Origin of the sequence: Streptomyces sp. UW30 (genome assembly GCF_008042075.1) — a bacterium.
In the GTDB taxonomy this organism is placed as follows: Bacteria; Actinomycetota; Actinomycetes; order Streptomycetales; family Streptomycetaceae; genus Streptomyces.
Window position 1 is genome coordinate 610,398 of record NZ_RDBN01000053.1, and the last position, 13,830, is coordinate 624,227.

The window sequence follows — 13,830 nt, forward strand, 5'->3', positions numbered from 1 at the left end:
GGCGACCACTGCACGGCGGCCCCGCCCTCCGAAGACCCGTACCCCTCCACCAGCCGCACCCCGAACCGGCGCTCGAACGCGGCCGCGTCCACGGCGCCCGCCTCCGTGCCGAAGCCGAGCCGGAGCGGGTTGTCCCGGTCGTCGTCCCGCTCCTCGGTCGCGAGGATGTACTGCACGGCCCGGCCCACATACGTGAAGTACGTCGCCCCGTACCGCCGCACGTCCGCCAGGAACCCCGACGCCGAGAACCGCCGCCGCAGCGCCACGCCCGCGCCGGCCGCGAGGGCGGGGGCCCAGTCGGCGATCACCGCGTTGCCGTGGAACATCGGCATGCAGATGTAGTGCACGTCGTCGGGCCGCACCCGGAACTGGTCCGCCAGGGAGTACCCCGCCGCGGCCAGCCGGCCCTGGGTGCAGATCGCGGCCTTGGGGGCGCCGGTCGAGCCGGAGGTGAAGTAGAGGAGAAGCCGGTCGTGCGGGGTGGCGTGGTAGGGGTCGGGGCGGGCGTCGGCGTAGGGCGCGAGCAGGGCGTCGTATTCCGGCGTCCCGGTCAGCAGCAGCCGTACGCCGGGTAGTTCCAGGCCGTCCAGCAGCGGCAGTTGGGCTCGCTCGGTGATCAGGACCCGGCACTCGGTGTGCAGGATGTCGCGGGCGAGTTCCGGGCCCCGGCGGGTGGGGTTGATCCCGGCGACGGCAGCTCCGGCGAGGGCGGCCGCGCCGAGCCACAGCGGGTACTCGGGGATGTTGTCGAGAAGCACGCCGATGTGCGGCTCGGCGCCGGGTGGCAGGAGGTCGGCGAGCAGCGCGGCGCGGGCTGCCGACCCGGCGGCCACCTCGTGATGGGTGAGCGCCTCCCCGTCGAACCACAGGCCCGGCCGGTGGTCACCCCACCGGGCCGCCACGAGCTCCGCGACCGTGCGTCCCGTAGTGGACTCCATGAGGGCGCACGGTAATTGACGTACAGTCAGATGTGGAGGGTCAGAAGCCGTTCATCGCGTCCATGCCCGAGGACATCTCCGTGTAGGTGACCATGAAGCCGGCGCAGAACAGCACGACCACCCCGAGGAACACCAGGATGCCGACGGTGGCCGCCGCCTGCCTGCCATGGCTCGGGCGGTGGGCCGTGGCCACCACCTGGGGGCCGTCGGCGTAGTACACGGTCACGACGTCACCCTCGACCGTCGTCCCGGGGCCGTCCTCCTCCTCGAAGCGGATGGGCCGGCCGTCATGGGTGGTGAACTCGTACACGTGGTGCAGCGTCGTGTGCACCCGGGAGTCACCGCTGCCGCCGTGGGTCGTCGTGTACATCCGCAGACAGCGCCCCTGCGCGGTCAGCCCGCTGTTCCAGGCGCTGCGCATCTGCAGCGAGCGGCGCACCACCCGGTACGCCATGAACAGTGCCACGGCCATGATCAGGCCGGGTACGACATAGAAGATCACGTCCATCGTTCATCCCCCGAGGTCGATCCGCCGACCCCGTGCGGCCGGCGTGGGAGGAACCTACCCACGCCGGCCTGGGCATTGACTCAAGAGAACCTCAGAACGTCACGTCCGAGCACGCGTAGAACGCGTTGCTCGTGTCAGCGATCGTCCACACCGCGAGGATCACGTGGTGTCCGCTCAGCCCGGACGGCAGGGTGCCGCTGTGGGAGAGCGTGGAGGGCGGTCGCTGCCCGTTGTACGGGATCGTCAGGAACGGGGTGAGGTTGAGGTCGGAGCGGGCCAGGTTGTGGTTCTGGTTCCAGCCCGGCTTGGTGACGTAGTACTTGAAGTCGGTCGTGGCGTGCATCGCGGTGAACTGCCACCGGAAGGTGTAGCTCTGACCGCCCGACACCCTGGTCGTGGGCCAGGCACCGCCGGACGGCGCGTTCGGTGCGCTGAGCTGGGCGAACTGGCCCAGCCCCGCGTTGCAGATCTGTCCGTCGGCCGGGCCGGAGCCCGGGAAGCCCTTCGGGCCCTCGACGCTCTGCGGCTCCCACTGGATGGAGCCGCAGTTCGTCACGGTGCCGTTCTGGCAGAGCTTCTGCCGGCTGATGGGGAGGTCGGTGTAGCCGTGGCTGCTCGCGCCTCCGGCGGAGAGCACGAGGGCCCCGGCGGTGCTGAGTCCGAGTGCGGCGGCGTACCACTTGGCCTTTCTGCGCATGCTGCTGCTCCTGGGAACGTGGGGGAAGTTCGGCGAGCTTGCAGGTCTAGACCAAGTCCCAGATTATTGCTGACTGTTGAACATGTCCATACCAATCGAGGGACATGTTCGAGGGACCGTCAGATCGCCGTCTCGCCCCGCCCCGCGCAGAACGCCACCGTCAAGTCCTTGACCAGCGCCTTGCGTTCGTAGTCGTCCAGCTCGACCAGGCCCCGCATGGTCAGCCGGGTCACCGTGTCCTCCACCGAGTCGACGACCGAGGTGACCATGGTGGCCCGGTCCCGTGCGTCCAGCGCGGCGATACGGCGGCGGTGCATCGCGGCAGCGACCTCGGGCGCGTACTCCATCCGCACCGGCCGCACCGAGAACACCTCGAGGCCGACCCCCGCCGCGTCCCGCGCCACCAGCCGGGTCAGTACGTCCGCGGCCGCCTCGACGGAACCCCGCGGGCCGCCCGGCATCTCCACCGGCACCCGGGCCAGCGCCGCCTCGACACACTCGCGCAGGTACGACTCGTGGTCCTCCACCCCGAGCAGCGCCCGCGCGGTGTCCTTCACCCGCCACACCACCAGGACGACCGCCCGCAGCGCCACCCCGTTGCCGTCGGCCGCCGGCATCGGCTCGCTGCGCCAGTGCCGCAGCCGTACGTCGACCCGGCGGCGCAGCAGCAGCGGGTTGACCCACATCAGGCCGGTGCGCCGGACCGTCCCCCGGTAGCGGCCGAACAGCCCCAGCACCCAGGCCCGCCCGGTCCGCCCGCGGGCCAGCCCGCCGAAGCCGAGCAGCCCGAGGCCCCCGGCTCCCGCGTACGCCGCCCACTGCGCCGGGCCGAGTCCGGCCCCCGCCGACGCCGGCAACCCCAGCGCCGCCACCGCCGGCGGCGGCAGCACCCCGGCCCACCACGAGGCGGCCAGGCACCCGGCCGCCCCGCAGGCACCGGCGAGCACACCCGCCGCACCGGGCAGCACCCGCGCGGGCCGCTCCACCAGATCGGGGTCGACCTCCGGTTCGGGACGCGGCTTCGGCTGGACCGGGCGGCGCAGGCGCGGCTGCTCCCCCGTGCCTTGCCGGCGTGCCACGACCGTCGGTCTGAGCGGCACCGACACCGGGCCCGCCTCGTCGCGGAACAGCAGATGGACGGGGATCTCGGTGGTCGCCTCGTTCTGGATCAGCCGCCCGGGCCGCACCGGCACCTCGGCCGGCCCCCCGAGCCCCTCGGGCTCGGGCGTGTGAGAAGTGGTCGTGGTCATGGGTGCCTCCAGCCTCCGCGCCAGATGCGTCACAACTGTGGTCGCCGCGATGTCGGGTTACGAGAACAGCCGCCGCCAGGTCTCCGGCCCCGGATAGCCGTCGGCCGCGCCGCCCCGCCAGCCCTGGGAGCGCTGGAACGCCTCGACGGCACGTCGGTCCGCCTCGCTCCAGCGCGAACCCGGGCCGGTCTTGTAGTGCTTGCCGAATCCCCTCTTCACCAGCTGCTCGCCGAGCTGGGTGATGAACTGGTTGTCGGCGCCCGGCCGGAACAGCGCCCTCCCCGGATAGCCGGGCACCCCGTGCGACGACGGCTGCTCGGGTGGGCGGGCGCCGGTCGCCCCGGCAGGGATGTCCTTGCCCTTGCCCGCCGCCAGCAGCGCCCACGTCGACGGCCCCGGCAGCCCGTCCGCGTCCTGGCCCCGCCAGCCCTGCGCGAGCTGGAAGGCCTGGGTGGCCCTGCGGTCCGCGTCCGACCAGCGCGGGCCCGGGCCGGTGGTGTAGTACCGGCCGGCGCCGCGCTCGACGAGCAGCCGGCCCAGCTGGGTGACGTGCTTGTTGTTGGCTCCGGGGCCGAAGTGCGCCGGCCCCGGGTACGGCGTGGGGCGCGTCGGCCCCTCCGGCTTGGCGGTGTCCGGCTTCCCGCCGCCCGGCCGCTCGCCCTCGGGCTGCCCGGTGTCCGGTTTCTTGCCCGACGAGCCGGCGCTCGTGAGTCCCTTGTAGCGGTAGGCGACGTAGCGGTCGGAGTGGTTCCAGTAGGCGTACGGGGTGGCCTGCCGCCGGGCGTGCGGGGGAGCCTCCTCGTAGGCGGTGTAGTAGGTGAGCGTGTAGTCCGTCCAGCCGCCGAAAATGACTACGTGCGAGCCTTTCTGGGGGTCAGCGGGATTATGGAAGAGCAGAATGTCGCCGGGTTGCAGTTCCTCCCGGGAGATTCGTACGCCGTACTGGTCGAGGCTGCCGGTCCATTCGTTTCCGGGCAGGCTCCATGCCATCGAGACGAAGCCCGAGCAGTCCTGCCGGTATCCGTCCGACCAGTACCGGGACATGCTGTACGGCACCTTCGCCGCGACCCAATTCTTGGCCCGCCTGATGATCTCAGCGCGGGTGGTCGCGGGCGCCTTGACGGTGCCGGCGGGCTTGGCCGGCGCTCCGCCCGGGCCGTGCAGCGGGGCCTTGCCGCCCTGGGGGGTGCTGGGCTCGTCACCTGCGGGAACGGCCGGTCGGTCGAGGGTGTGGGGGGCGGCGAGGGCCGGGGCCGTGTGGCCGACGGCGACGGTGGTGGAGGCGGCTGCGGCGAGGATCAGCGCCCGGGTGGCGGCCGGGTGGCGGCCGGCCGTGGAATGCGGCAGGACGCGCTGCCAGTGGGCGCATCCGGGGCAGTCGCAGTCACTCGCCGGATCGAATTCCTCGAATACCGGAGACCGAGCCTCCATGCGATTCCCCTCACACTCCTGTTGGAAATGTCCGCGGCTGTACACACCGTCAGTTTCACAACTGTCTTCCGGACTCGCATGTTGACGGTCCGAATGGTTTACAAGGGGCCGCGCTCCCCCCGGACCGCCCGGCCGCGCGGTCCGGGGCACCCCCAGAGGTCATGTAGAGTTAACGCCGTCAGCACGCGCCGCTAGCTCAGTTGGTTAGAGCAGCTGACTCTTAATCAGCGGGTCCGGGGTTCGAGTCCCTGGCGGCGCACAGACAGTGAAAGCCCCTCGCAACTGCGGGGGGCTTTTCGCATGCGCCCCCGGCGGCCTCCCGGGCCCCCGGGTCTTGCAGGCGCGGCTGGGGGTCCGGGGGTTACCCCCCGGGAAATGCAGCATCAGCGGGTCCGGGGTTCGAGTCCCTGGCGGCGCACAGGCCGTCCGGAAGCCCCTCGTGCAAGCGAGGGGCTTCTGGCGTGTTTGGCCGGATACCCTCTGGCCATGGCAGCTCGTGACCTGCAAGAGCGGATCAAGAAGCTCATCATCGACCGCCGGCTGGCCTCCGGGGCCCCGCTGCCGACGGAGCCCGAGCTGATGGCGCACCTGGGGGCCAGCCGCAACTCCGTGCGCGAGGCGCTCAAGGGGTTGCAGGCGATGGGCATCGTGGAGATCCGGCACGGCTTCGGGACGTACGTCGGCACGATGTCGCTGGCCCCGATGATCGAGGGCCTCGCCTTCCGCACGGTCGCCGGGCATCACCGGGGCGAGGACACCCTGCTCCAGCTCGTACAGCTGCGGGAGGCCGTGGAGGCGGGGCTGGTGGCGCGGCTCGCGGGGCGAATACCGGAATCCGACCTCGTTGAACTGGACGCGCTCGTGGACCGTATGGAACAGCAGGCGGCGCGCGGCGGTGACGGAATCGCCGAGACCGATCGGGCGTTTCACGCCACCCTCTACCGAGGGCTGGACAACGCGCTGCTCGGCGAAGTCATGGAGGCGTTCTGGGACGCCTTCCACCGGGTCCACACCGACCTCGGGGGTGCTCCGCAGGATCCCCTGGTCACCTGCCGGCAGCACCGGGAGATCGTGGACGCGGTGCGGTCGGGTGACGCGATACGGGCGGAGGAGGCCATAAGGGAGCACTTCGGCAACATCCGCGCCCGCGTGTCCACAACGGGTACACAACACCCCCACAGGTGCCACAATGAGCGCGTATGACCGGTAAACACCTCGTTTCGCATCTTGCGATCATGCGGAACGCCGTAGAACCCTGGGGTTGGGTTTACCAAGATGCTGCGGATACGCGGCAGTTGGGGGGCAAGGAGCCGGTTGCCGGTTTTTGCGGGGAGTAGGGGGCCCCGTTCATGACCTCATGCCGAGGGGGGCATGATGCAACCGGAAGGTCGCGTTTCCATGTCTAAGGTGTGGAAGATGTGGTGACTGCGGCCCACCACTGATACGCCTGTGGAGGTCGAGGGGGATCGACACAGTCGTTAAGGAACCGACAGACACGCGGTGACCTGCGTGTGGGGGGATGACTCATGACGTCGACGCCGACGGGCGCCCGGCAGAACTTCGACCCGTCTCAGACAACACAGCTACGGGTGCCTTCGCAAACCCGGACCGGCGCGTTCCGCCGGATCAAGAAGACGCTGCCGAAGTACGACTACGAGCACTACAGCCGACTGGCCGGTCCCCTCACCCAGCCCGACCCGAACAAGCCGTACCGGGTCGAGTACCGCTCGCTGATCTCGCAGGAGCCGCACCGGATCAGGGTCGCCCTGATGCTGGCCGCGGCCCCGGTGCTCTCGCTGGTCCTGCTGTTCTGGCTGCTACAGCCCGAGCACTGGACCGAACGGGACTATCCCGCCTACGACTTCCTGCCGGCGCTCGACATAGTCATGCTCGTCTCGATCGGTCTGATCGAGTTCTTCCGCTGCATGAACGTGCTGTCCAACGCGCACGCCACGCTGGTCGCCCGCGACCCGATCCCGGTGGTGCCGGAGACCGGCACGAGAGTGGCCTTCCTCACCTCCTTCGTGCCCGGCAAGGAGCCGCTGGAGATGGTGACGAAGACCCTGGAGGCGGCCGTCAAGCTGCGCCACCGGGGCCTGCTGCACATCTGGCTGCTCGACGAGGGCGACGACCCGGAGGTCAAGGAGGTGTGCGCCCGGCTCGGCGTGCACCACTTCTCCCGCAAGGGCGTCGCCAAGTGGAACCAGGCCAAGGGCCCGCACCGCGCCAAGACCAAGCACGGCAACTACAACGCCTGGCTGGACGCGCACGGCGACGACTACGACTTCTTCGCCTCGGTCGACACCGACCACGTGCCGCTGCCCAACTACCTGGAGCGGATGCTCGGCTTCTTCCGCGACCCGAACGTCGGCTTCGTCATCGGCCCGCAGGTGTACGGCAACTACGACAACTTCGTCACCAAGGCCGCCGAGTCCCAGCAGTTCCTCTTCCACGCGCTGATCCAGCGGGCGGGCAACAAGTACGGCGCCCCGATGTTCGTGGGTACGTCGAACGCCGTACGCATCAAGGCGCTCAAGCAGATCGGCGGTCTGTACGACTCGATCACCGAGGACATGGCGACCGGCTTCGAGATCCACCGCCACAAGAACCCGGCGACGGGCAAGAAGTGGCGGTCCGTGTACACCCCGGACGTTCTCGCCGTCGGTGAGGGTCCCAGCGCCTGGACGGACTTCTTCACCCAGCAGATGCGCTGGTCGCGAGGGACGTACGAGACGATCCTCAAGCAGTACTGGAAGGGCTGGTACTCGCTGCCGCCGAGCAAGCTCTTCAACTACACGATGATGATCATCTTCTACCCGATGTCGGCGCTCAACTGGATCCTGGCGGCGCTGAGCTGTGCGCTGTTCCTGGGCCTGGGCGCCTCGGGTGTGAACATCGACCCGACGATCTGGCTGATGCTCTACGGCAACGCCTCCGCGCTCCAGATCGGCCTGTACGTCTGGAACCGCCGCCACAACGTCTCGCCGCACGAGCCCGAGGGCTCCGGCGGTGTGGCGGGCATGGTGATGTCCGCGCTGTCGGCGCCGCTGTACGCCAAGGCGCTGTTCGACGCGGTGCTGCGCAAGAAGAGCAAGTTCGTCGTCACTCCCAAGGGCGATTCCGCGAGCCCCGACCGGTGGTTCGGAACCTTCCGCTACCACTGGTACTTCATCGGGATTTTCGGCGCTTCGATCACCGCCGGTTTCGTCTACGGGCACTCGCACCCCGCGATGATCATCTGGGCGACGTTTGCCATGCTGATCACGGCGACGCCGATCTTCGCCTGGCGCTACATGCTGCGTCAGGACCGGAAGAAGCCCGCCGCGACCGTGCCGTCCCAGACCGGGCCGCAGGACGCGGTGGCCACGGGCGGAGGCGCGGCTGCGTACCAGCCGCAGCCGATGCCCGCACACGCCACGCCACCGCACGGCCAGCACGGCCAGCACGGCCAGCACAAGCCGAGCTGGGCCGCGTCGGGCAGTGGCGGCAACGACCAGACGATGCAGATCGCCCTGGGTGGACTTGGGGGACGTAAGGAATGAACGACCGTGCAGGCCGCCGCCGCGCCCGTCGACTCGCGATAGGCACGGCGGTGGTGCTAGCGCTGGCCGGAATGAACGGGCCGTGGCTCTATCGCGTCGGCACCGAGAAATACCACCAGTACCAAATCAACAGACCCGAGTACAAAGCCGAGAACGGCAAGTGGGAGATCGTCGAATTCCCCGAGGAGTACCGCCTCAACACGATCCACGCGGCGCTCCTGCACACCGGCAAGGTGCTGTTGATCGCGGGTTCGGGCAACAACCAGGACAACTTCGACGCGAAGAAGTACGACACCCGTATCTGGGACCCGGTCAAGGGCACGATCAAGAAGGTGCCGACGCCGAACGACCTGTTCTGCACGGGCCACACCCAGCTGTCCAACGGCAACCTGCTGATCGCGGGCGGTACGAAGCGCTACGAGAAGCTCAAGGGTGACGTCACCAAGGCCGGCGGCCTGATGATCGTCCACAACGAGAACCCGGACGAGCCGATCACGCTGCCCGCGGGCACCAAGTTCACCGGCAAGGAGAACGGCAAGACGTTCGTCTCCAAGGACCCGGTGCTGGTGCCGCGTGCGAAGAAGGTCTTCGACAAGGCGACCGGCGAGTTCCTGCGCAACGACCCCGGTCTCGGCCGGATCTATGTCGAGGCGCAGAAGAAGGGCGCCAAGTACGAGACCGGCACCCAGGACAACTACCGGATCCAGGGCCTGTCCGGCGCCGACGCGCGCAACACGTACGGCATCGCGCAGAAGCTCGCCCTGGACAAGAAGGACTTCCAGGGCATCCGGGATGCCTATGAGTTCGACCCGGTCGCCGAGAAGTACATCAAGGTCGACCCGATGCACGAGGCCCGCTGGTACCCGACGCTCACCACGCTCGGCAACGGCAAGATCCTCAGCGTCTCCGGCCTCGACGACATCGGCCAGTTGGTGCCGGGCAAGAACGAGGTGTACGACCCGAAGACCAAGAAGTGGACGTACCTGTCGAAGTTGCGGCAGTTCCCGACGTACCCGGCGCTGTTCCCGCTGGAGAACGGGAAGATCTTCTACTCGGGTTCGAACGCGGGCTACGGTCCCGACAACGTGGGCCGCGATCCCGGCATCTGGGACGTCGACACCAACAAGTTCAGCAAGCTGGCCGGCATGAGCGATCCCAAGCTGATGGAGACCTCGGGCACGGTGCTGCTGCCGCCGGCGCAGGACGAGAAGTACATGGTGATCGGCGGCGGTGGCGTCGGTGAGTCCAAGGAGTCCAGCGAGAAGACCCGGATCATCGATCTGAACGACGACAGCCCGGAGTTCGTGGACGGGCCGTCGCTGGAGAAGGGCACGCGGTATCCGCAGGCCTCCGTGCTGCCGGACGACAGTCTGCTGGTGTCGGGCGGTTCCGAGGACTACCGGGGCCGCGGTGACTCCAACATCCTTCAGGCGCACCTCTATCGGCCCGGCGCGAAGGCTCTCGACCGGGTCGCCGACCCGCTCGTGGGCCGGAACTACCACTCGGGGTCGATCCTGCTGCCCGACGGGCGCGTGATGTTCTTCGGCTCCGACTCGCTGTACGCCGACAAGGCCAACACCAAGCCGGGGAAGTTCGAGCAGCGGGTCGAGATCTATACGCCGCCGTATCTGTACCGGGACGCCCAGCCGTCGTTGTCGGGTGGGCCGCAGACCATCAAGCGGGGCGGGACGGGCACGTTCACCTCGCAGCACGCCTCGTCGATCGAGAACGTGCGGCTGATGCGGCCGAGTGCGTCGACGCATGTCACGGACGTGGACCAGCGGTCGGTGAAGCTGGACTTCAAGAAGTCCGGCGACAAGATCACGGTGGATGTGCCGACGAACCGGAATCTGGTTCCGTCGGGGTGGTACATGCTGTTCGTGACGGACGATCAAGGGACGCCGTCGAAGGCGCAGTGGGTGAGGGTGCCGTAGCGCTGCCGCGCGTCTCGTCTTCGGCTGCGGGTGACTTCGTGGCTGGTAACGCCGATCCCCGCGCCCCTSAGGGGCGCGGGGATCGGCGTTACTTGGAACCCTTCGCCAAGCCCAAGGCGTACTGCGCCCACCACTCGCCCGCCTTCGGGCCGCCCTTGCACTCGCCGTCGGACTCGCCGGGGCGTTTGACCCAGACGTACGCGTCCACCAGCGGGTCCGACGTCTTGGTGGTCGGGGTTTCGCCGAGCGCTCGGCCGGGCGGGTTGCACCAGCGTTCGTTCGGGTCGCCCTGGGTGTAGGGGCCGTTGCCGTTGCGGCTGGTGTCGATGACGAACGGCTTGTTGCCCACCTTGGTGGAGAGCTGCTTGCCGTACGCGACCGAGTCCTTGGTCGTGTAGAAGTTGGAGACGTTGACGGAGAAGCCGTCGGCCTGGTCGATGCCCGCCCACTTCAGGGGCTCGAAGATCTGGTCGGGATGACCCCAGCCGGCATTGCCCGCGTCCACGTAGACCTTGGTGTTCTTCAGGGACTTGAGCTTGGCGATGGCACCCTTGAGGAGGTCGTAGCGCTCCTCGTGGAACTCGTCCGGGGTGCAGCCGTCCACCAGGTGCAGCAGCGCGTCCGGCTCCAGGATCACCGTCGTGTCCCGGTCCTCGATGCCCTTGGCCACGCCGTCGATCCAGGACCGGTAGGCGTTGCCGTCCGCGGCGCCGCCCTGGGAGTACTGGCCGCAGTCGCGGTGCGGGATGTTGTAGAGGACCAGCAGCGCCGTACGGCCTGCCTTGTCGGCGGCCTCGGTGTAGCCGCGGGCCTCCTGCTCCGGGTTCTCCGGGCCGATCCACTCGCCCGTCGGCTGCTGCGCTATCTTGCGGATCTGCTCGGCGTCCTCCTTCTTGCCGTCCTTCACGTAGTCGGCCACCTGCTCTGCCGCGTTCCCGTCCGGGTTCACCCAGAACGGGTCGGTGTCCTTGGGCTGTTGGCTGATCCCGGCGCCGGCGTTGTCGTCCGGCTGGTCCGCGTCACCGGAAGAACAGCCCGCGATCAGCAGTGCCGCCCCCAGCACCATCGCGGACGTCCGCGCGCGAGCCCCCCTCCAGGCCCCCCTGTTCAGGTACATCCAGCTCCCCCTCGGGTGCTCCGTTCCAAGGCTCAATCCTGACATACGTGTCGTGAGGCGAACGAGGTCGCCGATCCTTGTCGGGGAGCTGTTACAGCCACTATGACGACTGCGACGGCGACAGGGGAACAGGGGAAGGGAAGTGTGCGGTCATGCACCAGTCCACCCGGGAGATCCGGCTGGCACAAGCGTTGGTGGAGTCGGCGGACACGCTCGTCGAGGGGTTCGAGAGCGCGCACCACTTGTCGCGGATCGCCGACCACTGTGTGCGGTTACTGGCAGCGCGGGCGGCCGGCTTCATGCTGTTCGAGGAGGGCCGCACGGTGGCGGTGGCGGCGGGCGGCATCCGGCGGGAGATCGCGCTGGAGCTGCTGCGGGCCCAGCACGGCGGCGGGCCCTGCCTGGACAGCTACGGCTCCGGCCGGCCGGTGCCACCGGTCTCGATCGGGGCGGCACGGGCGGCCGGCCGCTGGCCCGAGTTCACCGAGCGGGCGCTCGCCCAAGGCATCGCCACCACCTACGCGGTTCCGCTGCGCCGCCATGAGCGGCTGCTGGGCGCGCTGAACGTCTTCGGCCCCGCCCTGCCCGGCGGCTCCCGGTCCGAGGACGACTCGACGCTGCGGCTGGCCCAGCTCATCGCCGACAGCGCGGCCCTCGGCCTCGAGAACAACACCCTGTACGCCCAGTGCCAGAGCCTCGCCGGTCAGTTGCAGCAGGCGCTGTCCAGCCGGGTGCGCATCGAGCAGGCCAAGGGCATGCTCGCCGAGCGCTGGAACACCCCCGCCGACCATGCCTTCGTGGCGCTGCGGCAGTACGCGCGCCGGCATCAGCTGCCCCTGGACCGGGTCGCGCGGGCGGTCATCGACCGGGTCGCGGACGACGCCGGGCTGCGCCGGGAGGCGGAGCGGGCGGACGACGAGGGACGCGCCTAGCGGGCCCCCCGCGCCTTCCCCTAGGCCCCGGCCGTCTTTCCGTTCTACAGTCAACTCCGGACGACCCCAGCCCCCGGTCGGACCGTCTCCACTGTGGTCACTCAAGACCTCCCGCGTCGGACGCCGGGTTACTCCCGCAGCCCGTGCGCCCGCGGTCGAGGACCCAGCCCGGTCGGCGGCTTCGGGGGGAGCATGTCGTCGGCCGGGCCAGGTACTCCCTGTCCGGTCAGCGCCTCACAGTCCTGTGCCCGTCAGGTACGCCGAGACCACGACGTTCGCCGTGTAGTCGCGGGTCGCCCGGTCGAAGGTGCCGGCGCAGGTGATCAGGCGCAGTTCGGCGCGGCCCGGCCGGTGGGCCCCGTAGACCTGGTGGGCGTCGAAGCGGTCGCGGGTGACGACCCGGACGTCGTCCACGGTGAACTCGGCGACCCTGCCGTCGTCGCGCAGCACCCGAACCGTGGCGCCGGGCCGCAGTGCGCCCAGGCGGTGGAAGACGGCGGGCCGGCTCTCGGTGTCGACGTGCCCCACCATCAGCGCCGCCCCGGCCGCTCCCGGCTTCACCCCGGCCGCGTACCACCCGACGGCGGCGGCCTGCTCGTAGGGCGGCGGATCGATCGCGGCGTGCACGTCGAGCCCACGGGCAACGACCGGTGCCCGCAGGTCGAGCCCGGGGATGTCGAGGCGCTGCGGAGTTGCGTCGCCCAACGGCCGTACGGCGGGCGGCAGTTGTTCGGGCGCCGGCCGCCCGACCGCCGCGACGTCACCGGACACCGGTGCGGTGACGGCCGGTCGTACGCCGGTGACCTCCCTCCCCCACAGCCACAGCCCGAGCAGCAGCGCGGTCCAGGCGACGCCCATGAGGAGACGGCCACCGTAGGTGGAGCGTTCGGGCTCGGCCATGGTCAGCGCGGCCGTCGGCTCCGGCGGGCGCTGCGCAGCGCCACGGCCGTGGCGGCGACGCCCGCCAGGATCAGCCCGGTCACGGTGTGCGCCGTACCGGGGCCGGCCTCGCGGGCGTCCACCATCGCGAGCCGGGACGTGCCACCGCCGCCGGCCCGGACGGGGGCCGTGGGAGAGGCGGGGGCCGACGGCTGCGGTCCGTGCCGTACGGACTGCTCCGCGCCCTTCGCGGCGAGGGTGACGGCGCCCGTGCGGGACTCCTCGCCGCAGGCGACCGACACGTCGTACGTGCCCGCCTTGGCCGTGGAGCGGACGCGGCTCTCGCCGACGAGGATGCCGTCGGCGGCGAGGGTGAGGTGTGCGTCGGCGACGAACGCCTCGGAGACGGCCGTGGCGGTCCGCTGGGGGCATCCGTCCACCCGCAGGGTGATGTCGCCGCCTGGGCGGGGGGACGAGGGACTGAGCGAGACGCCTCCGTCCGCCGCGTGTGCCGCCGGGGTGACGGCGACCGCCCCGAGAGCGGCGATCGTACAGAGAGTGACCCGCAGTGTTCCCATCGTGAACCTCCAGTTATCTGGAGG

At 69.9% G+C, this 13,830-nt stretch carries 12 protein-coding genes and 1 tRNA gene; 5 read left to right on the plus strand and 8 right to left on the minus strand.

Annotated elements, in window-relative coordinates:
* From EAO75_RS47800 to EAO75_RS36970, 5 genes are all read right to left on the minus strand, one after another.
* On the minus strand, positions 1 to 938 hold a 938-nt coding region (locus tag EAO75_RS47800; protein ID WP_261989575.1), incomplete at its 3' end, for an AMP-binding protein.
* 40 nt (positions 939 to 978) lie between these two features.
* Positions 979 to 1,446 (minus strand): DUF3592 domain-containing protein, encoded by a 468-nt coding sequence (locus EAO75_RS36955; protein WP_147999488.1) that lies wholly within the window; start codon positions 1,444 to 1,446, stop codon positions 979 to 981.
* 91 nt (positions 1,447 to 1,537) lie between these two features.
* Positions 1,538 to 2,143 (minus strand): lytic polysaccharide monooxygenase, encoded by a 606-nt coding sequence (locus EAO75_RS36960; protein ID WP_147999489.1) that lies wholly within the window; start codon positions 2,141 to 2,143, stop codon positions 1,538 to 1,540.
* A 119-nt stretch (positions 2,144 to 2,262) separates the two neighbouring features.
* Positions 2,263 to 3,393, minus strand: a complete 1,131-nt coding sequence (locus EAO75_RS36965) for an SPFH domain-containing protein (RefSeq protein WP_147999490.1) — start codon at positions 3,391 to 3,393, stop codon at positions 2,263 to 2,265.
* A 57-nt stretch (positions 3,394 to 3,450) separates the two neighbouring features.
* Entirely contained in the window at positions 3,451 to 4,824 is a 1,374-nt protein-coding gene (locus EAO75_RS36970; protein WP_147999491.1) for a peptidoglycan-binding protein, read from the minus strand.
* A gap of 185 nt (positions 4,825 to 5,009) precedes the next feature.
* On the opposite strand from EAO75_RS36970, the gene EAO75_RS36975 reads away from it, so the two are divergent.
* From EAO75_RS36975 to EAO75_RS36990, 4 genes are all read left to right on the plus strand, one after another.
* Positions 5,010 to 5,083: transfer RNA gene (locus EAO75_RS36975), tRNA-Lys, on the plus strand.
* Between the two features lie 227 nt (positions 5,084 to 5,310).
* Positions 5,311 to 6,027, plus strand: a complete 717-nt coding sequence (locus tag EAO75_RS36980) for a FadR/GntR family transcriptional regulator (protein ID WP_147999492.1) — start codon at positions 5,311 to 5,313, stop codon at positions 6,025 to 6,027.
* A 323-nt stretch (positions 6,028 to 6,350) separates the two neighbouring features.
* Entirely contained in the window at positions 6,351 to 8,366 is a 2,016-nt protein-coding gene (locus EAO75_RS36985) for a glycosyltransferase family 2 protein (protein WP_147999493.1), read from the plus strand.
* Positions 8,363 to 10,300, plus strand: a complete 1,938-nt coding sequence (locus tag EAO75_RS36990; RefSeq protein ID WP_147999494.1) for a kelch motif-containing protein — start codon at positions 8,363 to 8,365, stop codon at positions 10,298 to 10,300. Before EAO75_RS36985 ends, EAO75_RS36990 begins: the two co-directional genes overlap by 4 nt.
* Positions 10,301 to 10,388: 88 nt before the next feature.
* Here EAO75_RS36990 and EAO75_RS36995 read toward each other — a convergent pair whose 3' ends face one another.
* A complete protein-coding gene (locus EAO75_RS36995; RefSeq protein WP_147999495.1) occupies positions 10,389 to 11,417 on the minus strand; it encodes a glycoside hydrolase family 6 protein in 1,029 nt (342 codons plus the stop codon).
* A gap of 152 nt (positions 11,418 to 11,569) precedes the next feature.
* On the opposite strand from EAO75_RS36995, the gene EAO75_RS37000 reads away from it, so the two are divergent.
* Positions 11,570 to 12,349 carry a GAF and ANTAR domain-containing protein gene (locus EAO75_RS37000; protein WP_147999496.1) on the plus strand — a complete coding sequence of 260 codons (780 nt, stop codon included), beginning with the start codon at positions 11,570 to 11,572 and terminating at the stop codon, positions 12,347 to 12,349.
* Positions 12,350 to 12,583: 234 nt separating this feature from the next.
* On the opposite strand, the gene EAO75_RS37005 is transcribed toward EAO75_RS37000, so the two are convergent.
* Both EAO75_RS37005 and EAO75_RS37010 read right to left on the minus strand, forming a co-directional pair.
* On the minus strand, positions 12,584 to 13,249 hold the full coding sequence (locus EAO75_RS37005; protein ID WP_147999497.1) for a class F sortase: 666 nt from the start codon (positions 13,247 to 13,249) through the stop codon (positions 12,584 to 12,586).
* 2 nt (positions 13,250 to 13,251) lie between these two features.
* Positions 13,252 to 13,806: a hypothetical protein gene (locus tag EAO75_RS37010; RefSeq protein ID WP_147999498.1), complete on the minus strand. Its 555-nt coding sequence runs from the start codon at positions 13,804 to 13,806 to the stop codon at positions 13,252 to 13,254.
* Positions 13,807 to 13,830 lie beyond the last annotated feature (24 nt).